We start from the raw sequence: 25,751 nt of genomic DNA, 5'->3' as shown, positions 1-25,751 counted from the left end.
CTTTAGCGCTCACGAATCATATCAAACTCAACATCAAAAAGCTTTATGCAAATCTTCATCCATTCTTCATAATTGATTGCCAATTTTAATCAACTGAAAAAGTCAGTTTTTCTATCCCCAAACCCGCTCTATCCGTCATAATGATCCGGCATTGCTTTTCTATTTCCAAATTATTAAAAATCAATAACCATTACATTAATTTAACATTAAAGTTAATTTATATTTAACATTTAATTAACAATATCGATGTTGTTTTGTAACAAACAAATCAACAGAAATGAAAACACGTGTACTATTACTATTTAGTATTCTAACACTGTTCTTTGCTACAGCTGAGGCGCAAGTGACCACGGCAAGCATTAACGGAAAAGTAAAAGATGCCAAAGGCATTATTCCAGGAGCAACCATTGTTATGGTGCATGTGCCTACCGGAACAGTTTCTAAGGTATCTTCTAACGAAAATGGTTTATACCGCATTGGAAACTTAAACCCTGGCGGGCCGTACAAAGTCACCGTATCTTACGTAGGTTACAGTCCACTCGTTAAAGAAAACATTTATTTAACATTAGGTAACGATGTACGATTAGATCTTGATATTGAGGAACAAGGCAACCAACTTGCAGAAGTAAGTGTAAAAGGCCAGAAAGGCGGCACAAAGTCTGGCGCAGGAACCAGCATTAATGAGGCACAAATTAAAGCGCTTCCAACGCTTAACCGCAGTTTACAAGATGTAACCCGCGTTACACCACAAGGTAGTAAAGACAATACTTTTGGTGGTACAAACTTTAGGTACAATAACGTAACCATTGATGGTGCAATCAATAATGATGCAATCGGGTTTAGTCCGTCATTGGGCGGACAAAGCGGAAGTTCAGGTATGCCGGGCAGCAGTACACGTACCAATCCGGTTTCTTTAGATGCCATTCAGGATGTAACTGTTTTACTTTCTCCTTACGATGTTAAAGTCGGGAACTTTTTAGGCGGAAGTATCAATGCCGTAACGCGCAGCGGAACAAATGATGTTACCGGATCTGTTTACGGATATGGACGCAACGCTTCATTAATTGGCCGCAATAAAACTGGTGATAACTCAAAATTGCCATCATCATTCCATGATTATCAGACAGGTTTCCGCGTTGGTTTCCCAATTATTAAAGACAAATTGTTTTTCTTCACCAATGAAGAAATCACGCGTAGGCAAGATCCTGTAATTTTGGGTGCAGGTTCATCAGACATGACATTGTTAACAGCAGCGCAGGCACAACAGATTTCTGACTACATGAAATCTAATTATGGTGTAGATGCTGGTGCTTATGGCAATTACAACATCTATTCTCAATCGAACAAATTTTTCAATCGTTTAGATTGGAATATTAATGAAAACAATCAGTTAACTATCCGGAATAATACCATTATTTCTAAAGCGACAAACTTAGAGCGCGATCAATCTAACTTTCGTTTTGGAAGTATAGATTTTCAGCAAAATAACAACCAATCATCTACTGTTGCAGATTTAAAAACACGTTTCGGAAACTCGGCTACAAACAATTTGATTCTCGGATATTCTAGCGTTCACGATTACCGCAATCCGCTATCCAATCCGGCTTTGCCGCAAATTGAAATTGCATCAAATGGTGGAACAATCTTTTTAGGTACAGATCGCGAGGCGAGTATCTTCAATATGAAGCAAAACACGTTCGAGTTTACAGACAATTACGTATTCAGCAAAGGAAACCACACATTTACGATAGGTACGCACAACGAGTTTTATAAAATTAATTACGGTTTTGTAAACTCATGGAATGGACGTGTAGCATATAGCAGCATTGCAGATTTTCTGGCCAACAAACCAAACCGTGTTCGCGCCAGCTACAACTATGACAACAACAGCCGCGATTATATTCTTGATAACCCAACTGCAGCATTTAACGTAAACATGTACAGCGTGTACGGACAAGATGAAATTCGAATCGGCGATCGTTTAAAATTAACGCCGGGTTTACGTTTCGATATGGCAAACCTTCCGGATATGCCAACGTTAAGTTCAAAAACGACAAACTCGCCAGTTGATCCGAACTATGGCACAACGTATACATATACACAACCATCGGCAATAACAGGCAAATTCCTGAACAAAATTCAAGTTTCTCCACGTATTGGTTTCAATTTTGATGCCCTTGGAGATCAAAGTTTAATTGTACGCGGTGGAACCGGATTTTTTACCAGTCGGATTCCTTTCGCCTGGATTGGTTATGCTTATTATAATAATGGGGTTAACTACGGTGCATTTGACAGAAGTTACAACAATACCACAACCTCTCAGGTTGCAGGTACAGACCCAATAAGAGATGCACTTACCGGAAACGGAGAAGCTGGATATGTGAGCAGACAAAATGTAAATGTGAACGATGCTTCTGGTGCAACACAAGTAGATTTGGTTGATAACAATTTTAAAATGCCAAAAGCCTGGAGAAGCAATCTTGCTTTCGATTATAAAACTGCAGATCAATGGAAATTTACGATTGAAGGGATTTACAGTAAAGTCATTAAAGACATCCAGTTTCAGCAAATTAATTACGTAGATAATCCAACTTATATGGTTTATGAAACGCAGAAACAACAACCCATTTATTCTGGCGCAAAAATTAATCCATTATATACCAATGCGTATTTATTATCGAACACGGATAAAGGTTATAAATACAGCTTAACTGCACAAGTCAATAAATCATTCCCAATGGGATTAGATTTGATGGTCGGTTATACTTATGGCCAATCGAAAGATATCTCTAACGGTATCCGAAATTCAATGGAATCTAACTGGCAGTTGAATCAAAGTTTAAGTCCGAATAATGCAAGTTTGGCTTATTCTAACTTTGATATCCGCAACCGAATTGTATCTACAGCGAATTACAGAATTGATTGGGCTAAAAACGGCAAATATGTATCGAGCTTCTCATTGTTCTTTAGCGGACAATCAGGATCTCCATATTCATTAGGTTTGGTAAATACAAGAATCAACGGAACCGGACAAACAGTAAGTTTATTGTATATCCCGGCAGTTGGTGAAACCACTAAGTTTTTCCCAACTACAACCGCAGGTATTGCACAGGCGGCAGCATTTGATGCTTACATAAATGGCGATAAATATTTGAGCACCCGCCGCGGACAGTTTACAGAACGCAACGGTGCACGTACACCGTGGAATGTACAAGCAGATTTCCGCTTTGCACAAGATATTCAGGTAGCAAAAGGCAAGCATCCACATGTTTTAACCTTAACTTATGATATTGTGAATTTAACTAATCTGGTAAACAAAAACTGGGGCGTACAATATTTCTCTCCAAATACGTTCAACTCAATGGCCAGTGTAGGTGTAAAAGTTGCAACTCCAGGAACAGCAACAACTTACCCGGTGTATTCATTTAGCCAAAGTGATGTAACCTCTTATTCAAAAGATTTCTTTGGATCACGTTACCAAATGCAACTGGGCTTGAGATACAGTTTCTAAACATTAACAAAACACGTTTTTAAGGCCTTTCTCAATATTTGAGAAAGGCCTTTTTATTTGGCGACGCATGACAATAACATGACACAACCTTAACTTTAACAATATATTCGCCTTTTAATTTTGTGGTATAACAAACCAAAAGCGATGATTAAACGAATTAAAAAACTACCTTATTTTTTTATTCCCCAATTGTGTTTACTGGTCGCCGCAATTGTTTTAATCTTGATGTTTAACAAAACTGAAAGCTTTGTTTTACTAAATGCTTATCATCCAAAATTTCTGGACAGTGCATTTAAAGGAATTACTTTTCTAGGCGATGGAACAGGTACATTACTTTTGATTGCGGCATTTATCCTGGCTAAAAAAAAGAAAAAAGCCATGACCTTAACTTTAGCCTACGCCTATTCAGGTATCTTATGCCAAGTGCTTAAACAATTTTTCCATTCACCGCGGCCTAAATATTTTTTTGAACAAACTGCTTTTCAATACAATCATTTTGTAGATGGTGTAAACTTATACAACCACAACTCTTTTCCTTCTGGCCATACAGCAACAATATTTGCGTTATCAACAGTTTTAGTGTTGGTTTTTAAGAAAAACAAAATCTCTATTCCTTGCGTAATTCTAGCGCTGCTGGTGGGTTATTCCAGAATTTACCTTGCACAACATTTCCTTGTGGACGTAGTTGCAGGCGCTACATTGGGTGTTAGTTGTGCATTAATCAGCTACAGACAAGTGTATATTCAAAAAATGTTCAGATCGGCGAAGGTTTCCAAACGGTATAAAAGGTTTATGAAACTCCGTGCAAAAAACGCAGTAAGCCTTGGGTAACAGGGAGTTTTTACCCAAATCTCTTTGGGTTTTTATCGCCATTGTTAGCACAATAAAACTGATAGTTGCCGTCTCTATTGATTTCGGAAATGATGAAGTTTATTATTGGACTTATGCACTAAACCTGAAGTGGAACTATTTTGATCATCCTCCGTTTATTGCCTGGCTAATTCGCTTCAGTACTTTAAATCTATCGCTGCACAATGAGATTGCCGTACGTTTTGGTGCGATTCTGTCTTCTTCAATCTGCACCATTTTGGTTTTTCAAATCGGCAGTTTCTTATCCGGCAACAAACTGGCCTGGTATGCAGTTTTTTTATACACCGCATCTCTCTATTGCAGCATAATTTCCGGAACATTTATTTTGCCCGATAGTCCGCAAATGGTCTTCTGGCTCTGGGGCTTTTTCTTGCTGTTAAAAATTAATCGGCAGCCTCATTTCACCACTTGGTGCTGGTTTGGTTTGGCTTGCGGTTTATGTATGTTATGCAAAATACATGGTGTTTTTCTGTGGTTTGGCGCATTGTTGGTCACATTGCCAAAAATTAAACAAACGCTTTCTCGAAAAGGAATTTATGTCTCAGCAGGAATTACTTTGTTGCTTTTTTCGCCGGTAATTTTCTGGAATTTCAACAATCATTTTATTACATATACCTATCACAGTAAGCGCGTTAGTTTTGTACGTTCAGGAATTAATCCAATTTCTTTTTTTAGAGAAATTAGTGGCGAGTTTCTTTATAACAATCCAATTGTATTTTGCTTAGCCTGGTGGGCAGTATTCTCTTGCATCACGAAAAAACAAAAAAGACTAAAAACTGAACACCGTGTTATTTTATGCTGTTCTATTCCATTAATTGCTACACTCATTACTTTCGCCCTTTTCCGCGATACTTTACCGCATTGGTCTGGCCCGGCTTACAGTTTGCTCATTTTTCTTGCAGCGATAAAACTGGAAGAAATGGAAAACCAATTCAAGGCGAAACGACTGGCATTTTCTGCATTGGCATTGGTATTTTTCATCATTGTGATTGGCCTAAATGCTGTGCATTTTTATCCAGGAAGTTTAGCACCAGAAAAAGACAATTTACATTTTGGTGCCGGCGATCCAACTTTAGATTTGTACGGCTGGCCAGAAACCGGTGAAATTGTAAAAAGGCAACACCTTAAAGATGGAAATCAATTTTCAGATATTGTTGTAATAGACAAATGGTTTCCTGCTGCACATCTCGATTTTTATGTTTGCCCTAATGCGCATCTGTATACATTTGGCATCGGAGAAATATTTGATTTACATGAATATTATTGGAGCAATAACAACAAAAAAGCTTTATTAAAAGGCGACAATGCATATTACATTGTTCCGTCTAATCTCTTCAATGCAGATGTTTTGGCAACAATACAATCTAAATTCAAAAGCTGTTCATTAGCACGCATCACACCTATTTACAGAAATGGGAGAAAATGCAAAAACGTGTTGATTTACAAACTTTATGATCGAAAGTAAATATTCAGAATTGAAATGGTTAAATGTGTTCAATCATTTTAAAACACTCACAAACAATGCACTTGCAAAATAAATTCAATTTCGCTGCAACATAAAAAAATATATCGCGTCTTATGAGCAACTAATAAAACATCTCCTATCTAAGCATCAGCTCAAATTCATGAAAACCAAAATCTACGCACTTCTCTCATTCTTCAGCTTACTTCTACTATTTCCCTTTTTTGTAAACGCCCAAGACGATAGCGGCGCCATTAGCGGAAAAATTACAGACTCGCTAAGTAAAGAACCACTTGAGTTTATTACTGTTGCGCTAAAAAAAGATAACCAGGTTATTAAAACCGTTGTAACACCTCAAAACGGCCAATTTTCCTTACTTAAAATTCCACATGGGAAATATACACTTACGGCAATCGCCGTGGGATATACGGCAAAAAATATTCCGATAGAAATTTCTGCGAAAAACCCGGCCTTTAATACAGGAACAATTGCTTTGCATTCGCAAGTGAATACGCTGAGTGAAGTTTCTGTAAACGCAATGCGCCCGGTTATCGTTCAGGAATCTGACCGAATCAGTTACGATATACAAGCCGATCCGGAAAGCAAATCATTAACTGCGTTGGATATGATGCGTAAAGTTCCTTTGCTTTCTTTAGATGCAGACGACAATATTAAACTGAAAGGCAGCGGCAATTACAAAATATTGATCAATGGAAAACCTTCCGGAATGATTGCGAGCAGCCCGAAAGATGTATTGCGCAGTATGCCTGCTTCATCCATTCAAAAAATTGAAGTCATTACCACTCCGCCGGCAAAATACGATAGTGAAGGCCTTGCCGGAATTATCAATATCATCACCAATAAAAAAATAGACAATGGGTATAACGGAAGTTTAACCATGCGCCATCAATTTCCAATTGGCGGACCAAGTATTGGCGGTTTCTTTACCATTAAACAAGGAAAACTCGGTATAACAGCTTATGGCGGAACAGGTTTTTTTAGTTCTCCTGAAACAGAAAATACCAATTCCAGAATCTCCACAGGTGCCAATCCTTCAGAATTACTTGTGCTCGGTAAAAGAAAATTCAACAACAATTATCGTTATGGCGGCGCAGAAATCAGTTATGAAATTGATAGTCTGAACCTCATCACTGCAGAATTCAATCCTTACAGCGGCTACAATAAATCCAATACCAGCCAAATGTTCAGACTAAACAGCGCCGGGCAACAAAGCAATTACGATTTGTTTGGCAACAATAGATTTGAATGGAAAGGTTTAGACATGACGTTAAATTATCAGCTTGGTTTTAAAAGCAGTAAAGAAAGACTCCTTACTTTTTCATACAAGTATAATGATGGCAGTAATCCGCAATTGAACGATTTGCGTTTTGAAAACCGCCAGAATTTTACCGATCCCAATTACATTCAGCAAAATGACAGCAAAGCACGCGAACAAACCATACAGGTAGATTATGTGCACCCGCTTAAAAACCTAAATATAGAAGGCGGTATTAAAGGAATTTTACGCGCCAACGATAGTAATTTTGAATACAGTGCTTTTAATGCATCAACGAACGATTACCAGATTGATCCATTACGTACAAACCGTTTTAACAACGATCAAAATGTAATTGGCGCATACAATTCTTACAATTTAAAATTAAAAAGCTGGGGTTTTAAAGCTGGCGTACGTGCAGAAAAAACTTTTGTACGTGCAGATTTCATTAGCTCCGGTTCTAATGTAAAATCAGATTATTTCAATGTAATTCCATCGGTATCATTAAGCAAGAAATTTGAAAACCAAAGCAGTTTAAGTTTGGGTTTTACGCAGCGTATCCAACGCCCAGGAATTGACAACTTAAATCCTTTTGTAGACCGTTCTATTCCTAATTTCGAATCGACAGGTAATCCTGATCTTGAAGCGGTATTGAGCAACAATTTTGAATTGAATTACAGTAGGTTTAAAAAAGGATCAATCAATATCGGTTTGAGTTATAATTTCGCGAACAATACCGTTCAAAATATTTCTGTGTATAATGAAGTAGATAAAATTACCCGAACTACTTTTGCCAACATTGGACGCGATAAAAGCTTGGTAAGTAACTTAAATATAAACTATCCGATAACGGCAAAATGGAACGCAAGCCTGAGTGGAAATATTGGCTACACCTGGTTGCAGGGCACCATTAATGGTGTACTTACATCAAATAAAGGCTTTATGGGCTACGCCTATATAAATACCAATTACAAATTCGAAAAAGAGTGGAAAGTAAATGCAAGTGCGAGTTATAGTGCTGCAGATGTTTTATTGCAAGGCCGCTCCGGCGAGTATTTTTATATGTCATTTGGTGGAAGCAAAGCGATTGTTAAAGACAAACTTACGCTATCTGCAAACGTGAATAATCCATTCGCCAAATACAGATATTACAGAACCTATACTGAAGGATCGAACTTTACGCAACGTTACAACAGCGCAAATTACAACCGATCTGTAAGTTTAAGCCTGAACTGGAAATTCGGAAAACTAAAAGATTCGATTAAGAAAAGCCAAAGAAGCATCAATAATGATGATGTGAAAAGCAGCGGCGGCCAATCGGGAAGTTAGAGAAACAGAAACTTTTCCACGTTGATTCTTTTCTGATAGTTCATTTATTTGCGGAAATCTGCGGGCGAAAATACCATTTCTCTTCTCGCAGATTCCCGCAAATTCAATATGCTAAAACGTATCTGTGCATCGAAATGTTAAGCTATCCAAAAACCATCCATCTGTAAAAACTTTCTTTCTTAACTTTAACACAAAGTTGGAATTTTACATTTGCGCTTTAGAAATTATACAGAATGCGCATAAAATTCCTAGTTTATTTTGGTTTAACTTTGCTTTTTACAGCCCGAAGGCAAATGGTATTTGCACAGGCAGATACAACACAGCACATCAATACATCGAGAATAAATTCTCCTGAACAACAGAAAAAACCTTATCTGATATTGATTTCTGCAGATGGTTTTAGGCATGATTATGCCAGGAAATACCACGCAGATCAATTACTGAAACTGAGTGAGAATGGTGTACAGGCGCAAGCGATGATTCCGAGTTATCCATCGGTAACATTTCCAAACCATTACACAATTGTTACGGGCATGTATCCTTCGCACCACGGTTTGGTCAACAATAACTTTTTGGATGAGCAAGAAAACCAGCGTTACTCAATGGGCGCAAAAGATAAAGTTAGAGACGGCAAATGGTACGGCGGAACACCTTTATGGGTATTGGCAGAACAACACCAAATGTTGGCTGCTTCTATGTTTTGGGTAGGTTCTGAAGCCGAAATTAAAGGCTTTCGCCCAACGTATTATTACAATTATTCTGAGCAGATTTCTTACGGAAAAAGAATCCAGATTGTGAAAGATTGGCTAAACCTGCCGAAAGAAAAAAGACCACACTTAATTACCTTTTATCTTTCAGAACCTGACCACGCCGGACACAGTTTTGGCCCCGATGCACCGGAAACTGAAAGAGCGGTAAAACTGGTAGATTCAGTGATTTTTGAATTGACTAAAGCCGTAAAAGAAACTAAACTTCCGGTTAATTTTGTTTTTGTAGCCGATCACGGTATGACGGCTGTAGACCGCGAACATCCGATTGCGACACCGAATGCGATTGATACTGCAAAATACATCATCGCCGCTTCTGGTACACTGATGGATGTTCATGCAAAAAATAAAGCAGATATATTGCCTTTGTATGAAGAATTGAAAAAAGACGAAAAAGACTACAAAGTTTACCTGAAAACCAATATGCCTGCGCATTTTCATTATAATGCAACAGATGATCGCATGAATAGAATTGGCGATATTTTACTGGTACCGGAATGGCCTAAAGTTTTCTCAAACAGAAAACCAGGAATTGGCCATCACGGATTTGATCCTTCAGTTGTAAAAGATATGAATGCAACATTTTTGGCTTGGGGGCCGGCATTTAAAACACATCAGAAAATACCAGCTTTTGAGAATGTTAATGTATATCCGCTGGTTGCTGATATTCTCGGACTGACTGATGAAGAAAGTATTGACGGAAAGCACGAAGTGCTGGCGCCGATATTGAAAAAATAATCGAAAATGTAAAAGGCCACAGAAATGTGGCCTTTTTAATGTCTAAAATACGGAGGAACGGATTTTCAAATGACTGAATGTTGGTATAGTTTGGGGATGATGATTAAAACGAATTAGGCATTGTTTACCTCGAAACCGCGGTAAGACAACATTTCTGCATTGTGCGATACAGTAAGGTTAAGCTTCATTCTCTCTATAATTTCTTTGGCATAAGCAATGTTGCGGTGAATGTCATTCATGCCTCGAATTTCGATTCCGCGCGCCATTAACTTAAATTTGCTGGGTTCAAACTTGTCTATAAATAGTTGCAAGTCTGTACTAATCTTGGTTGGATTATTTTCCATATTAGATCGTTCTTTGTTATGCTGCAAAGCAAAACAAAACGTTTTAACTTAAATGCCAGATCATGTTAAGTTATCAAGAAATGTGCAAAACGGCAGAGCCATTAATGAAACAAAAAAACGTTAAAAAGCTTTCTCGCCTGTCTCCAGATCTTCCAGCTTTTTAACAACAACCTCCAAACTTTTTCTAATAGTTGCCTGCACCAAAAAATCTTCCAAAACAATATTTCCCAAACGCTCGCGATTTCTCCAAAGAGAAATAAACACATCAGATAGAAGATCATACACATGCCTTTCAGACTTTGTAAGCTTATACGCGCAACTGGCCATTTTTTCCCAATAGCGTTCGTAAATTTCTTCAAAAGCAGACTCCTCTCCTTTTTTCAGCAAAAGAATTAATTCAGGATCTAAATGTTTGTCTTTAGCAGCCATCTAATGCATTATTTCAACTTGCTGTGCCGGCGACCATATGCAAAGTAAAAAGCAATACCGATTGCCATCCAGATAAACAGTCTGATCCAACTTTCTAGTGGCAAACCTGTCATCAGAAAAACGCAGACGCCAATACCTAAAATCGGTACAAAAGGTACACCCGGAACTTTAAAAGGACGCGCAAGTTCTGGCTTTTTGTACCTCAAAATAATTACACCTAATGCAACTAAAGAAAAAGCAAAGAGTGTACCGATGCTCACCATGTGGCCCAAATCGGAAATTGGCACGAAACCCGCTAATGCGCTAACAAAAACCAAGAAGAATAAATTGCTTTTATAGGGTGTTTTGAACTTGGAATGAATATCGCTAAAAAATGCAGGCAATAATCCATCTTTAGACATGCTGTAAAATACCCGCGATTGTCCCATTAGCATCACTAAAATTACCGACGTGTAACCGGCAAGAATGGCAATAATTAACGCGCTATTCAAAAAACTGTATCCGGTTACAGCAAATGCTGTTGCAGCCGGACTTGCATCGCCTTTAAACGCTGTGTAAGGAACAAGACCAGTCATCACATGGGCAAATACAACGTATAGTAACGTTGCCACCAATAACGAACCGATAATCCCGATTGGCATATCGCGTTGCGGTCTTTTTGCTTCCTGCGCAGCAGTAGAAACGGCATCAAAACCAATAAAGCCAAAGAATACAACAGCGGCTCCACGAACAATACCGGACCAACCAAAATGGCCAAACTCTCCGGTGTTTTCCGGGATAAAGGGATTATAATTTGAAGGATTAATGAACGACCAGCCAAGGGCGATAAACAATAAAATTACACTGATCTTCACTATCACTAGAATAGTATTTAAACCTGATGATTCTTTTGTTCCTTTAGCTAAAATTAAGGAGAGTAAACTTACAATAATAACCGCTGGAAGGTTAATTATACCAACCTGGGCCATTGTCCCATCAGCAAGTTTTACCGCGTCAAATGGCGAAGCCGTTAATTCTGGAGGCAAATGAATGTGAAACTGTGCGAGTAATTTATTGGCATAACTAGACCAGCTTACGGCAACTGTGGCCGAAGCGAGTGCATATTCCAAAACCAAATCCCAACCAATAATCCAGGCCATAAATTCGCCTAAAGTGGCATATGTATATGTATAAGCAGAACCGGCAACCGGAATCATGGAGGCAAATTCTGCATAACATAAGGCACAAAAAGCGCAGGCTACCGCAGCAAGTGTAAACGATAAAATTACCGCCGGACCAGCATTTTCTGAAGCGACAATACCTGTTAAGGAAAATATACCGGCCCCAACAATTGCGCCTATACCCAATGCAACAAGTTGTATTGGGCCAAGACTGCGTTTCAAGGAGCCATTTTGTGTAGATTGCTGTTCTTCTATCAGCGATGAAATTGATTTTTTATTAAACATGTATTCTGTATTTTCTGATTATCCGTTAATGCGGATTACCAACCTTTTATTGCACTTCCTTTAAATGCTTCTTTTGCCGCTTGTTCTACCTCTGCAGATTGATACGCTTTCACAAATTTCTTCACCTTCTCTTCGTTTTTATTGTCTTCTCTCGCAACAATTGCATTTACATAAGGAGAATTTGCATCTTCTACAAAAAGACCATCGCGTGTAGAAATTAGACCTACCGGAGCCGCAAAAGTATTGTTGATTACCGCAATAGTTACATTTGCATCATCTAAAGCTCTTGGTAATTGTGGCGCTTCCAGCTCCAGAATTTTCAGTTTTTTAGGGTTTTCTACCACGTCATTTAGTGTTGGCAATAAACCTACATCTGCTTTAAGTTTTATTAAACCGGCAGATTGCAGCAACAGTAACGAACGTCCGCTGTTGGTTGGATCGTTAGGAATAATTATGGTACTCTCTGCTTTCAGCTCATCTAGTTTTTTAATTTTTTTAGAGTACGCTGCAATTGGGTAAACAAATGTATTGCCTACAATGGCAAATTTGTAACCGCGTTGTTTCGCCTGAACATCCAGATAAGGTTTATTTTGAAAAGCGTTTACATCAATATCGCCCTGACTTAAAGATTCATTTGGCATCACATAATCACTAAACTGGACAAGTTTTACCTCGAGGTTGTATTTCTCTTTTGCAACGCGTTGGGCAACCTGTGCAACAGTATATTCCGGACCTGTTTCTACGCCAACTAATAAATGGTTTGGATCATTTTTACGATCGTTTCCGCAAGCGCCAATCAACATGGCTATAGCCAAAATCACCGTGCTCAGCATTATTGTATTTTTCATTTTCATTATTTTTTATGTTATTTTCTGTGGTCGTAGTGTTTTGATAATCGATCGCCGATAAACTGAATCAGAAAAACAATCATTACCAACAGCACCAAAACCGTATTCATGACTAAACCATCATAACCAATATATCCGTATTGATATCCGATTTGGCCAAGTCCGCCAGCACCAACTGCGCCGCCCATTGCAGAATAGCCAACCAAAGTAATTAGCGTAATAGAAGCGCTATTCACAATTGCAGGTAAAGCTTCTGGCAAGAGTACTTTAAGAATTATTTGCATAGGTTTTGCACCAAGTGCACGTGCGGCTTCGATTAACCCGTGCGGAATTTCGAGCAGGCTATTTTCTACCATTCGCGCAATAAATGGCGCCGCGCCAATACTTAATGGAACCAAAGCTGCTTTTACACCTATTGATGTACCTACAATGGCGCGCGTAAAAGGAATCATCCAGACAATTAGAATAATAAACGGAATAGATCTGAAAATATTAACCAATACAGATAAAACCCGATTGGCTGTTCGGTGTGCTAAAATCTCTCCTTTACGGGTAATGAAAAGCAGCACACCGGTTGGCAGCCCCAATATGAAACCGAACAAGCCGGCAAAAACAGTCATCACCAAAGTTTCCAACGTGCCGTAGAGCAATAAATTAATCATAGAATTAGACATAACCCAAAACCTCCGTTTTTATATGATGGTTTTTATAATAGGTAAGCGCTTGTTCATGCGCCTGTGCGCTTCCCTCCGCCCTGAGCAAAATTGTTCCGTACTGAACTGAACCTGCATTTTCCAGCTGTGCAGACAAGATGTGATTTGTAATGCCATACAGTCTGGTCACTTCAGATAGTGCAGCAGCACCTGCAGAATCTCCATTAAAATTGAGCTGCAATAACGGATTTTCACCTTCTGATTTGAGCTTTATACGGTATTCTTCCGGAAGAGAAACCTGGATAGACGATGCGATAAACTTCTGTGCAAGTGCAGTTTTGGGGTGACTAAAAATATCGGCTACACTGCCTTGTTCAATCAGTTTACCATTGCTAATAATGGCCACTTCATCGCAAATAGATTTAACTACATGCATTTCATGTGTAATCAGTAAAATGGTAATTCCGAAACGTTCGTTTACGGCTTTTAGCAAATTGAGTATAGACGTGGTCGTTTCTGGATCAAGTGCACTTGTGGCTTCATCGCAAAGCAACACTTTCGGACGCACAGCCAGAGTTCTGGCGATGGCTACACGTTGCTTTTGCCCGCCAGAAAGGCTTGCAGGATAATCGTTTTGTTTGGCTTCTAAATCTACAAATTGCAGTAACTCTGAAACCCTTTCCTTAATTTTTGATTTTGGTGTACCAGCTAGTTCAAGCGGAAAAGCAATGTTATCAGAAACCGTTCTGGATGATAACAGATTAAAATGTTGGAAAATCATCCCAATCTGCCGTCTGGCAATTGCCAATTCTGTTCTGGTTAACTTCAAAAGGTTTTGTCCATCAATAATTACCTCGCCAGAAGTTGGTATTTCTAATAAATTCGCACAGCGGATTAAAGTACTTTTGCCTGCTCCTGATGCACCAATTACGCCTGTGATCTGACCTTGCTTTACATGGAGCGAAATATCAGAAAGTGCAGTAACCTGCTTGCTCCCTTCCCCAAAAGTTTTCGTAATGTTTTGTAGTCTGATCATCTTTAATTCATTTCTTTTACCAGTTAAAAATTTTTACGTCTTGAACGTGCTGGCAAAGAATCGGCAAATATATACAATCCCTACAGGAAAAGTAGTCTTAATCTTGTAAGATATTCGTTTTTGCGTACTCTGGTTACTTTATTTGCAAAGTTTCAACAGATAAAAAAAGTTGAAATGCCATTACAATGCCCACATGCTACATTTCTGCCAGTTAAAAACTAAGCGACGAAATTCATCGCCGCTTAGCAGTTGGTTTGGTGGTATTAGTCTAGTTAATGGTTACGAGAAATATTTTAATAAAACTAAGCAGACCGCAAAATCGATTCAAAATCCTGCTGACGTGCATATTGCTGAATTACAGCAAGTACTTGATCAATTTCATGTTCGGTATTGTATCGGCTAAAAGAAAACCGAATGGTATTGCGTTTATTTTGTGCTTGCAATGCAGAAATTACATGAGAGAGGCCATTACCAGAGCAAGCGCTTCCGCCAGAAGCATAAATATCGGAGAGATCTAAATGCTGTAGTAAATTGCCATTACTTACCCCATCCGGTACCGAAATACTCAATACTGTAGAAAGACTTTTATCTATCTCAGCAGAATTTCCATTAAATGAAAATTCACCGTAAGCAGATAAACCGGCAATTAATTTTGCTTTCAAATGTTTTAAATGCTGTTCGTATTCATCCAATTTCAAATACGCTTCCTGAAAAGCAGCAGCCATCCCCAAAATTCCGGCTACATTTTCCGTTCCGGCGCGTTTCCCATTTTCCTGAGCGCCGCCGGTTATTAAGGTTGTTAATTGCTTTGGCAATCGGCTATACAAAAAACCTGTTCCTTTTGGGCCGTGAAATTTATGTGCCGAGCCGACCAGAAAATCTGGTGTCATTTGCCTTACATCATACCTAAAATGCCCCATAGTTTGAATGGTATCGCAATGGAAAACCGCGCCGTAATGTTCTGCCAGGTCGGCTATTTCATAAATTGGATTGAGGTTTGCAATTTCATTATTACCATGCATCAGCGAAATCAGCACTTGCTCTGCTTGTGCATCCAGCAAACGATCCAGTTCTTTTAAAGACAGATTTCCCTTTTCATCATTGGATAAAAAAACGAGTTTAATTAACCCATCGCGTTCGGCTCTTTTTAATGTATTTAAAACCGCATGATGCTCTAAGCGCGAAGTAATAACCACTCTTATTTTTTGCGTATAAATTGCAGAAAGTATGGCCATATTGTCTGCTTCGGTACCGCCAGAGGTGAAAAAAATATGTTCTGGAGATGTATTCAACCAATCGGCAATTTGACTTCTGGATTGTTCAATTGCTTGCCGCGCATGCCTTCCTGCGGCATGTGCAGATGATGGATTTGCAAATTCGTGAAAAAAGTAAGGTTTCATTTCTGCAAACACTTCTGCAGATAATGGCGTTGTAGCCGCATTGTCCAAATATATGCTCATTGCTTAAACTTTAGTGCAAACACTTACGCAGAAACAGCTTCCTCTCTTATCTATCCCATTTTCAGGGAAGGATTTAGCACCTTATTTGGCAACAGGTTGCTTAGACGTCAACGGGCCTTTCCCTCAGTCTTTCTGGATAAGTATGTATAACAAGCGTAAAATTAAAAAATTAAACTACTATTCCTATAGATTTTATATGTTAAATTTTACTTTTGGATTTTAGGAATTACAAATTCGGCCTTTGAACAACCGTGAAGACGGTTTTACGTTTTAATAATGTCCAATACAATTTCCGCAACTGCGGATAAAAATCTGATATACAGCATGAATCAACATTTTATATCGAGCTATTCCAGGCATTCTGACGACTATGAAAAATATCGGCCGGGATATCCCGAAGCAATCCTGACTTATCTGGAGCAAAACATTTCGTTAAACCGAGAAAAATCGATTGCTGATGTAGGCTCCGGAACGGGAATTTTTACCGAACTTTTGTTAAAGAAAAATTACCGGGTAACGGCGATAGAGCCAAATGCAGAAATGCGGGCAAAAGCCGAGAATAAACTTGCTTCTTACACCGGCTTAACAAGCGTTAATGCAAGTGCAGAGCAAACAACACTGGCAGATAATAGTGTAGATTTAATTGCTGTTGCACAATCTTTTCATTGGTTTCATCCGGAGCAAACGCGGCAAGAATTTAAAAGAATTGCAAAGCCTGGCGCACACCTTTTACTCATTTGGAATATCTTGCAACAGAGAAGTTCATTTTTACAAGATTATCAGCGTTTAAAAGATAAATACACCAGCAAAAAACCTTATCAGGAGAAAATAAACATTTCGGTGATCGACCAGTTTTTGGATCCTAAACTACGGATTGAACAAGAGGTTTACCACAGCAGGCAACTGGATAAAGATGGATTACTGGGTTATTTTAGATCAGCATCTTACGCTCCGCTGCAAGGAGACGAAGATTACCCAACGCTGGTTCAGGAACTGGAAGAAATTTTTGAACGCCACCAGCGCAATGGCTTTGTAAAACTGGAATATGATGCTAAATTATTTCTGGCGCCGCTGTTATAACCTCTGGTATTTTTAACCAATAAAGCCGGACAACCTTAAAAGGTTGCCCGGCTTTTATATTTCCAAACAATTTTAGATACCTAATCTGGCCTTTCGTTGTTGTAAATCTGCGTTACTTCATCAGTTGATAAAGCTTTATTGTAAAAGCGGATATCATCTAACGCACCTCTGAAATACGCGGCACCAGAATAATAAAACGGACTGCTGCTATCTGTAAAATTCAAGATCGCTTTTGGCAGAATCTGCCCGATGGCTAAATTCACCGGCGTTTCTAATGCGAAAGCAGAACCCGCTGCAGTTTCTGTACGGGTTTGAACGCCATCTACATAAAATGTTATCGCACCGTTTCCGGCGGTTACTACTGCATGGTGCCATTCGCCAACCACCATTTTACCTGGATTGCTATCGCGATCGTAAGTTGCAGCATTTGTCTTCAATGTCATAAATAAAAAATTATCCGCCTGAAGCTGAAATTTGAATCCATTCCATTTGTTTAAAGAAAGCATATAATTATCGGCTGCAGAGGATTTGGGTTTAACCCACAAACTAATACTCAATACTGCCGGATTAAGCGCTGGGCTATAAGGCACTTCTACATATGCGCCATTATCAAAGTCGTAAGCATTACCAGATTGCCCGAAACGATCTGTTGTGGCAACAGGCAATACGCCACCATCAGAATGGTTGGTTTCGGTTCCAATAATTCCACTCATTAATGTACCATTATGGCCATTTACTGTTGCATCTTTTGCATTTCCGTTAAATAACCATTTGGCTACTAAACTTTCTGGTGCAACTTCTTGTATCTCTCTTTCGTCAAATGCAAGCGCTGCGCGCCTTAAACTTGCAATGGCATTATTAACTTCTGCTTGTGTAAATTGCCCGGAAGTAACTGTTGTAGCTAAATCTATTGCAGTTTTCAAATCTACTCTTGCTTGGCGCGGAAACTGACCAATGTCATTTCCTTCTGCACTGTTCTGATAAACGGTATTGACAGAATCTACCAACTGGCTTAAAGAAGTTTTGTTTGAACCGTAATCTGGTTGTATTTCATTGTTTTTGCAAGCCGCAAATGCAATAAGTGCAACCACGATGAGAAAATATTTAACTACTGTTTTGTTTTCTTTTTTCTTCATGATCCAATTTGCATTAAAGTTTATTATTGGAATTTAATTCCGTTTGTGGTATCGGGAAAAATCTGTTATTGGTAAAATTAAAGTTTGGTGCGCCTGGCCGTATCGCAGTTTCTGCGTAGGTTTGTCCATAGCGCATTACATCGAAAAAGCGTTGAAATTCTAGTGCTAGTTCTGATCGGCGTTCGCGGCGAATTAAATCGCGCAATTGAGTCTGATCGGTAACCGTAATTGCAGGCAACAATCCGGCAGGTGCCGTACCACTATAATTGTTTCTTGCACGTGTTCTTACCGTATTCAAAGGAATCAAAGCGGCTGCGCCCTGGCCAGATTCATTTAAAGCTTCAGCTTTCACCAATAAAAGGTCGGCCAGGCGAATTGCTTCGTAATTTAAACTTCCATCGTTCTTCGTTGTTGTGGGCACTTCACTGGTAGATTGAACATGTTTTTTTGATAAATAACCGGTTGTAGACCATGAGGCATCAAAAGTATTATCGAAATATGCATCACCAGCTTTGGCAATCGTCAAATTTAAGCGCGGGTCATTACTTTCAAAATTATCTACCAAACTTTGTGTTGGATAATATACCCCGGCACCATTCAAAGCACGTGGTGCAAACCAATAATTTAGTGAATTGCCCTGCAACGGTTGCGCGCCCCGGATATGCCAAACAGTAAAAATAACCTCACTATTGGTTTTGGCTGAGGCATTAAAGTTGTCTATGTAATTTGCTGTTAGCGAATAACCCAAAGCTTCTACCTGTTGTACATATTGAACTGCCTCTGTATATTTTTTCTGAAAAAGCGATGCTTTTGCCAAAAGTGCCAGCGCGGCACCTTTTGTTGCTCTGCCGTTATCGGACGCATCTGTCCATCGCTCTGGCAACGCTGTTGCAGCTTCGGTAAGGTCTTTTTCTATTTGAGTGTAAACCTGCGCCTGTGTTGATGCAGCCAAACCAGCCTCTGCAGAGGTGGTCACGGCAAGCCGCAATGGTATATTTCCATAGAAATTCGTTAATATAAAATAATAATATGCCCGAAGAAATTTCGCCTGTCCTAAAATCTGTGTGCGCACAGCTTCGGTTACATTGGCATTGCTTTCTGTTAAGCCATCTGTTATTACATTACATCGATTAATCCCATCATAATACCGACTCCAAAGAGATTGTACCGCAGCATTTCCGGGCAAAACATTGTATAAATCTATTGCAGTGTAATCTGCCTGTTCTCCGGCATTGCCTCCAATAATTACATCATCTGTTGCTACATCTCCAAGTACCCAAAGTGGATTTGCAGCGCCATCTGTAAAGGTAAGTGGAATATAGGCCGCATTTACGGCTGTTTCTGCAGTTGCATCGTTACTAAACAAATCTTCATTAGAATAATAACCTAGGGCAGGCTGATCCAGAAATTTTTTGCAACTACTGGCCGATACAATGCAAATCAGCGCGAATAATATATAATGTTTTTTCATCAGATTAGAAGTTTAGGTTTAAACCAAGTGTGTATACCCTTGCAGATGGATATGTTCCCCAATCTATACCAACTGCTCTTACGCCATCGCCCTGGCTATTGCTGCTGGTATAGATCTCCGGATCTAAACCTGTGTATTTGGTAAACGTTAATAAATTTTGGCCACTTGCATACACACGCATAGAAGCAATTTTTAGCGCAGTGAGCACCTTAGGACTAAACGTATATCCGATTTGGACATTTTTTAGCCTCAGGTAAGAACCATCTTCAAGAAAACGGGTAGATGGTCTTTTGTTGTTGGTAGATGAAGCAGAGCTCCACGTTAACCTCGGAAACTGATTTGTGCTGCCTTCGCCATTCCAACTTCCAGTAGCAACCCGTTCGGTGATGTTGAATGCGCGATAGAACCCTTCACTATCTGTTGCGATCTGATTGTATAATTTATTTCCATAAGCACCTTGAAAAAATATGCTTAAATCAAATTGTTTCCATTTTAGGTTTCCGGTAAACCCATAAGTAAATTTAGGTATTGGGCTGCCTGCAAATTCGCGGTCATTTTCATCAATCACACCGTCGCCGTTGGTATCTTTATATTTTACATCTCCCGGCTGTATACCTTCGCCCTGGTAAGCGCTGGTAAAAATCTCTAAATCATTCTGAAATATACCTTCCATTGGCAAAAGGTAGAATGATCCAATTGGTTGCCCAACGGCTGTACGTGTAGCGTAATATTCATTGTCGATTCTTCCACCTACAATTGGAGAACCCGCAAGTGAAAGTACCTCATTTTTTAATGTGGCAATATTGCCACTTACGTCAAAACTCCAGTCTTCAGAAATGTTTCCACGATAAGAAAGTTGAAGTTCTAATCCTTTGTTCCGTACTTTACCGGCGTTGATATATGGACTTGCACCACCGCCTGCACTTGGTGGAAGCGGATTCGCAAAAAGAATATTAGAATTGTCTCTGATAAAGTAATCGGCAGTTAATTGAAGCCTGTCGTTAAAAAAACCTACATCTAAACCAAAATTGGTTTGTGTACTTGTTTCCCAGGTAATGTTGCTATTTCCTCTGGAGGTAAGTGAATTTCCGATTACAGATGTACCGCCGAAAGGATAAAAACCTACAAAAGAATTTAATGTTGTGTATGCATAATTGCTGATTTCCTGATTACCGGTTTGCCCGATACTTGCTCTAAGTTTTAGCATCGATAAATCCTTGAAGCCTTTTAAAAATTCTTCCTGATCCAGGCGCCAGCCAATAGAACCCGAATAAAAATTGCCGTATCTATTTTCTGGATTTAACCTAGATGATCCATCCCGGCGAACAGTAAAACTGGCCAGATATTTATCGGCATATTGATAATCGGCACGGCCGAAAAGTGAAAATAATGCCCATCTCGATTCATTTTCTCCATTCTGCTGAACGCCAATTCCGTTATCGAGATATTGAAAATCTGGGGATTGATTTGGAAAAATAGAACGCGAGGCAGATAAACCATTGGTACGGCTTTGAATTGCTTCTGTTCCGGCAAGAAGATTCAGACTTTGTTTTTCGCCAAGTTTAAGGTTATACGTTAATGTGTTGGTCCAGTTGTAATCAAATTGATTGGCATTTGATCTGGCCAAACTTCCTGGTGAATTGAGCGATCTGTCGCTTCCCCATATGGCAAAAAATTGCTTGAAATCTGTGATCACCAGGTTTCCACCTAACGTAGTACGAAATTTTAAGGCATCAGTAATTTTAGCTTCTACATACGCACTTCCCAATACACTGTAAGCACTATAATTCCGATCAAAGTTATCTGCATAACCAACCGGATTTAATCCATCACCGAAAAATGCGGTATTAGAAGGTAAATCTACATAATCTCCGTTTGCCTGATAAACCGGCGTTGCAGGTGTGCGGAAAAGAGCATAACGCATAACACTGGCGCCTTGGTTTCCATCTCCAAAACCATCACCTGAGGCGCCAACCTGGCGGGTTTTTGAATAGGAAAGGTTTAAGTTTACACCAGTAGAAAATATTTTTGAAAGCTTGGAATTTACCGCCGTACGCAAGTTAAAACGATCATAACCACTATTATTAATTAAACCATCTTGTTTAAAATAGTTTGCAGAAACCATATAATCGCTGGTTTCAGTACCACCATTTACAGAAATATTGGTATTGTTTATTATTGCTGGCTTTAGTATTTCTTCTTGCCAGTTAACATCTGGTAAGGTTGAAGCAAGGTCGGCAGGGATTTGCGTTCTGCCATCCGCAGCTGCGGCAATATTGTACGCAGTAACATATTGTTGAGTATTGGCCATATCGATCAAATCTCCATGTACCTGCACACCAGTATATTGATTGAGGCTTAATTTGGCACGGCCTGACTTTCCTTTTTTTGTGGTTACCACCACTACTCCGTTTGATGCCCGCGCGCCATAAATTGAAGCCGATGATGCATCTTTTAAAACCGTAATGCTTTCTATATCATTTGGCGAAATTTGGTTGATACCCGTTGTGCTGGGTACACCATCTATTACGTATAATGGGTTGTTGTTGTTGATTGTACCCACACCACGGATGCGTACTGCAATCCCTTCGCCCGGCGCTCCTGTGGCCTGCGTGACCGATACGCCGGCCGCCTTGCCTTGTAATACCTGATCAACTCCGCCAACTGGCATATTGTCTATATCTGATGCCCGAATCTGTGAAACAGAGCCTGTTAAGTCTTTTTTCTGTTGTGTAGAATAACCTGTAATGACTACATCATCCAATCTTTGACTGGAGGGCACAATACTTACCGTTATATCTCTTTGGGTACCTGGGCGAACAGTTGTTGTGGTATAGCCCACAAACATTACACGGATAGAAGCGGTCGCATTCGGTAATTTAATACTAAACCGACCAACACTGTCAGTAGTAGCTTTCGCCTGCCCACCAACAACCAAAATTGCTGCACCTGGCACAGGCAAACCTTTCTCGTCCTTTACCAGACCTTTTAGCAATAGGCCGGTGCTATCTGACGAAGATTTTGAAGAATTTAAGGGACTTTTACCTGCTGGTGCCGGTGTTGCCGTTTCTGCAGGAAGTTTTGAGGGAGAATTGGGTGCGTTCTGTGGAACGGGATTGGGGTTACTTTGTGGTGGCGGACTGGGCTTTAATGGATTAACTGGCCTTCGAACACTGTCGGGCTGCTCAGTCTGTCGCTTTACAGTATCTGGAACAGTTTGGCCCTGGACATTTGCCGCCAGGAGAAGCATTGCTAAGAAAAAAAATTTCCTTGGTAACGGTAACTTCATAGGGTACGATAAAAATGATGGTAAGTACAATACAAAAATCACCAACTAAATGTTTTGTTGAAGTTGATATTTTTCCGTGTAAGCCATTCGGATAACTTTAACTGTGGAAAATATCTCTTTTTCTATAGTAAATACATTTTAATCGTTTACAATCCCAATATATTCAGGTAAAAAGCTAACCACCTAATCATTTGCTACTTATCTTCTAAAAACAAGTAAATAAGCTTAGCCTAAACTCTATTTTTACGCAGCTTTCAAATTAGAAATTGACATGAATTTTATCGTTAAGTTTTGCAGTATGTGCGATCAGCTTACCATCTACCCAAATGCAAAGCTTACTCTGTAAACCCGGTTTTTCGGTATCCCAATCTTTTTTCCAAATCAAATCTATATCGTGATTGTGGTAACGCAAATTACCGAGGTAAAAATAGTCCCACTTATCTTCAGGCAATAAAGGTGCAACAGAAAACCCATTCTCATGTATCGCTTTAAATCCCAGTAAATCTTCGATAATAATATCTGGGAAAGTGGAGTGAAAATAATCAGATTCTCCACCAAAGGTTTTACCATTGCTAGGAATATACCATTCGCCAATATTAGGCTGAGCACCGTGTAATTTGGCCAACTGATCAATATATTGATACAAAAGATCTTTCTCTGCTTTGCTGCTGTTTTTCTTATAGTTTCGTAAATAATTTGCGTAACCTTTATACACAACAGAGTTTTCGAAAGGCCAGCCACGGCCGTTCCAGGCATAAGCTTTTTCATTATAATAAGGATGTTGGCGTTCAGCAGTAGTCATACCAGCATTATTCCTGAAACCCTTCTCTGAAGCAAACATGGCCCAAGCACTTTCATATTTTTGATACTCATTTATTGGCACCATATTGAAATACCAAGGCGTAAAACCAACAGACTCGCGCACGCGGGCTTCAAAATCTTTTGCACCATATTCGTTATCGCCCGCACTGTAGGTATTAAAAAAATGGTCTTCCGAGTTCCACAGTACATTCAATGTTTTCAATTGAACCGCTTTTGCGCGTTTTGCATAAGTCTCAGATTTTTGTTTTCCATCAGGTTCTAAATGATATAAATCAGAAAGCGCTTGTAAATTGCCGTAAGCGTAACTATTTACTGAAGGGCGAACAAGATAAAAATCCGGATAACCCTTTCGAAAAGCTTTCTCATATTCTTTAGCCTGAGCACTTGCTGCCGCATTTCCTGTGGTTTCCCAACCAAGATAATATTTCTTCCAATTGTTTTCAGTATACAAACTATATGCGCCACTGCTATTGATTAATCCCATCACAGCTGATAAGCTAAATTCCATGCCATCATACAAATCCAGAATTTTATACATACCAGCAGTTTTTGCAGTGGGTATATGTACGGTAAACAAACTGTCCCAAACCTGCTGATGTTTTTCCATATAGGGTAACATCTTTTGCGTCCATTTCCTATCGGGATGAACTTTTAGAAAAGCATCTATTCCATCAATCATCCAGCTGGAAAAATGATGACTTTCTGGTCTGCTTAAATAAGTTAAGAAGTTGCCATTCTCTCTTTGTTGTAGTTTGGATGCCGAACCACGCATAAAATAATCGGCATATGATTTTAGAAATTTATCGTCTCTCAACCAACGAACATCATAAAATTGTTGTCCGGCCGGGCAAGTAATTGCGCCACTTAAAGATCCCCATGGTTTCACTCCGAAAAACTCCGTCACTACCCAATACTTCTTATTGTCATAAGGATCTTCATATTCTTTAAGGTGTTTACTCATCATCCACCAACGGTAATTGTACACTTTATTAATTTGATGATCTGAAGTGCTAAACAAAGGCACATTGTTTAACAGGAAACTTTTATTGTTGCTGCCGTTAAACGGGCCATCTGGCTCTGGCCTGTTTTTGTATGCATTAAATTCATCTATCTGACCAGAAAACTGCTGCCGGGCATTTTCCTGTAAACGATTAAGTTCTGTAGTGTATGCCTGATTTTTCCTGCCCGCACAAGAGGTAAATACAATGAAACAAAGTAGAAAAAACCCGAAGTTTAATTTGGTTATAGAAATGTTGATCATATAAGATTTCTGATTGATAAATGGTTTTAGTTTATCAATTAGAATACTTAAAACTAAAAAAATTATGATGAACTGCAAAGGAAGCGAGCGCAGGTTTCTCACACTTCAAAACATAGATTTCTCACTTCCTTCGAAATGACGACATAGTATGATCTTTGTTATACACGTATTTTTATTATTATGATCAGGCACCACGGAGCGGTTTATCTACCCTACCTGAGAAAATAGCTGAGAAATTTAAACCCAAACGTTTTCATTTTATTTTACAATCACACCTTTCGCTCCGTGTTTGTTTCCAATATCAATAAGATGATCCATTTGACTATAAAATAAACCAAGTACAACCAATAAGAATGCAAGGATAATTAATATCCATTTTAAAATATGGCTCATATTAAAATCGGACTGAAAATTAAAAATGGGAACTGAAAATGATTTGGACTAAACTACATGTTTTGCTTAGAATTTTGTCAATTGCATAAAAACTCAATTCGCTCAATATCAGAAGTGTAAAGATTTTTATA

Annotated in this window: 17 protein-coding genes and 1 riboswitch; of the genes, 6 read left to right on the top strand and 11 right to left on the bottom strand. The window is 39.1% G+C overall.

The genetic code is table 11. The features are described from left to right. Positions 1 to 277 precede the first annotated feature (277 nt). From ACJVDH_RS02115 to ACJVDH_RS02095, 5 genes are all read left to right on the top strand, one after another. A complete protein-coding gene (locus ACJVDH_RS02115; protein ID WP_443945925.1) occupies positions 278 to 3,511 on the top strand; it encodes a carboxypeptidase regulatory-like domain-containing protein in 3,234 nt (1,077 codons plus the stop codon). Between the two features lie 225 nt (positions 3,512 to 3,736). Beyond that, complete coding sequence (locus tag ACJVDH_RS02110) at positions 3,737 to 4,342, top strand: phosphatase PAP2 family protein (protein WP_443945924.1); 606 nt, start codon at positions 3,737 to 3,739, stop codon at positions 4,340 to 4,342. Beyond that, positions 4,335 to 5,846: an ArnT family glycosyltransferase gene (locus ACJVDH_RS02105; RefSeq protein ID WP_443945923.1), complete on the top strand. Its 1,512-nt coding sequence runs from the start codon at positions 4,335 to 4,337 to the stop codon at positions 5,844 to 5,846. The genes ACJVDH_RS02110 and ACJVDH_RS02105 overlap by 8 nt, the downstream gene beginning before the upstream one ends. 160 nt (positions 5,847 to 6,006) lie before the next feature. Further along, positions 6,007 to 8,448 carry an outer membrane beta-barrel family protein gene (locus ACJVDH_RS02100; protein WP_443945922.1) on the top strand — a complete coding sequence of 814 codons (2,442 nt, stop codon included), beginning with the start codon at positions 6,007 to 6,009 and terminating at the stop codon, positions 8,446 to 8,448. A gap of 233 nt (positions 8,449 to 8,681) precedes the next feature. Next, positions 8,682 to 9,953: an alkaline phosphatase family protein gene (locus ACJVDH_RS02095; protein WP_443945921.1), complete on the top strand. Its 1,272-nt coding sequence runs from the start codon at positions 8,682 to 8,684 to the stop codon at positions 9,951 to 9,953. 113 nt (positions 9,954 to 10,066) lie between these two features. Here ACJVDH_RS02095 and ACJVDH_RS02090 read toward each other — a convergent pair whose 3' ends face one another. The 7 genes from ACJVDH_RS02090 to ACJVDH_RS02060 form a co-directional block, all read right to left on the bottom strand. Further along, on the bottom strand, positions 10,067 to 10,297 hold the full coding sequence (locus tag ACJVDH_RS02090; RefSeq protein WP_443945920.1) for a hypothetical protein: 231 nt from the start codon (positions 10,295 to 10,297) through the stop codon (positions 10,067 to 10,069). Between the two features lie 120 nt (positions 10,298 to 10,417). Next, positions 10,418 to 10,726 (bottom strand): RNA polymerase sigma factor, encoded by a 309-nt coding sequence (locus tag ACJVDH_RS02085; RefSeq protein WP_443945919.1) that lies wholly within the window; start codon positions 10,724 to 10,726, stop codon positions 10,418 to 10,420. Positions 10,727 to 10,734: 8 nt separating this feature from the next. Further along, complete coding sequence (locus ACJVDH_RS02080; RefSeq protein WP_443945918.1) at positions 10,735 to 12,171, bottom strand: amino acid permease; 1,437 nt, start codon at positions 12,169 to 12,171, stop codon at positions 10,735 to 10,737. 35 nt (positions 12,172 to 12,206) lie between these two features. Beyond that, a complete protein-coding gene (metQ, locus tag ACJVDH_RS02075) occupies positions 12,207 to 13,019 on the bottom strand; it encodes a methionine ABC transporter substrate-binding lipoprotein MetQ (RefSeq protein ID WP_443945917.1) in 813 nt (270 codons plus the stop codon). Between the two features lie 17 nt (positions 13,020 to 13,036). Further along, positions 13,037 to 13,693, bottom strand: a complete 657-nt coding sequence (gene metI, locus ACJVDH_RS02070) for a methionine ABC transporter permease MetI (protein ID WP_443945916.1) — start codon at positions 13,691 to 13,693, stop codon at positions 13,037 to 13,039. Next, positions 13,686 to 14,708 (bottom strand): methionine ABC transporter ATP-binding protein MetN, encoded by a 1,023-nt coding sequence (metN, locus tag ACJVDH_RS02065; protein ID WP_443945915.1) that lies wholly within the window; start codon positions 14,706 to 14,708, stop codon positions 13,686 to 13,688. Before metN ends, metI begins: the two co-directional genes overlap by 8 nt. A gap of 302 nt (positions 14,709 to 15,010) precedes the next feature. Then, a complete protein-coding gene (locus tag ACJVDH_RS02060; RefSeq protein ID WP_443945914.1) occupies positions 15,011 to 16,168 on the bottom strand; it encodes a cysteine desulfurase family protein in 1,158 nt (385 codons plus the stop codon). Between the two features lie 43 nt (positions 16,169 to 16,211). Continuing rightward, a riboswitch (SAM riboswitch) is annotated at positions 16,212 to 16,311 on the bottom strand. 133 nt (positions 16,312 to 16,444) lie between these two features. Here ACJVDH_RS02060 and ACJVDH_RS02055 point away from each other — a divergent pair. Continuing rightward, complete coding sequence (locus ACJVDH_RS02055; protein WP_443945913.1) at positions 16,445 to 17,248, top strand: class I SAM-dependent methyltransferase; 804 nt, start codon at positions 16,445 to 16,447, stop codon at positions 17,246 to 17,248. Between the two features lie 80 nt (positions 17,249 to 17,328). Here the strand turns inward: ACJVDH_RS02055 and ACJVDH_RS02050 are convergent, their stop codons facing one another. From ACJVDH_RS02050 to ACJVDH_RS02035, 4 genes are all read right to left on the bottom strand, one after another. Next, positions 17,329 to 18,384 carry a LamG domain-containing protein gene (locus tag ACJVDH_RS02050; RefSeq protein ID WP_443945912.1) on the bottom strand — a complete coding sequence of 352 codons (1,056 nt, stop codon included), beginning with the start codon at positions 18,382 to 18,384 and terminating at the stop codon, positions 17,329 to 17,331. Positions 18,385 to 18,397: 13 nt separating this feature from the next. After that, positions 18,398 to 19,855: a RagB/SusD family nutrient uptake outer membrane protein gene (locus ACJVDH_RS02045; protein ID WP_443945911.1), complete on the bottom strand. Its 1,458-nt coding sequence runs from the start codon at positions 19,853 to 19,855 to the stop codon at positions 18,398 to 18,400. 4 nt (positions 19,856 to 19,859) lie between these two features. Then, the gene (locus tag ACJVDH_RS02040; RefSeq protein ID WP_443945910.1) at positions 19,860 to 23,144 is read right to left on the bottom strand and encodes a SusC/RagA family TonB-linked outer membrane protein; all 3,285 of its coding nucleotides are present in this window, start codon (positions 23,142 to 23,144) and stop codon (positions 19,860 to 19,862) included. 259 nt (positions 23,145 to 23,403) lie between these two features. Then, positions 23,404 to 25,305 (bottom strand): MGH1-like glycoside hydrolase domain-containing protein, encoded by a 1,902-nt coding sequence (locus ACJVDH_RS02035; protein ID WP_443945909.1) that lies wholly within the window; start codon positions 25,303 to 25,305, stop codon positions 23,404 to 23,406. Positions 25,306 to 25,751 lie beyond the last annotated feature (446 nt).

It is taken from the genome of Pedobacter terrestris, assembly GCF_052343045.1.
GTDB lineage: Bacteria > Bacteroidota > Bacteroidia > Sphingobacteriales > Sphingobacteriaceae > Pedobacter.
This window is presented reverse-complemented; position numbering and strand designations above follow the sequence as displayed.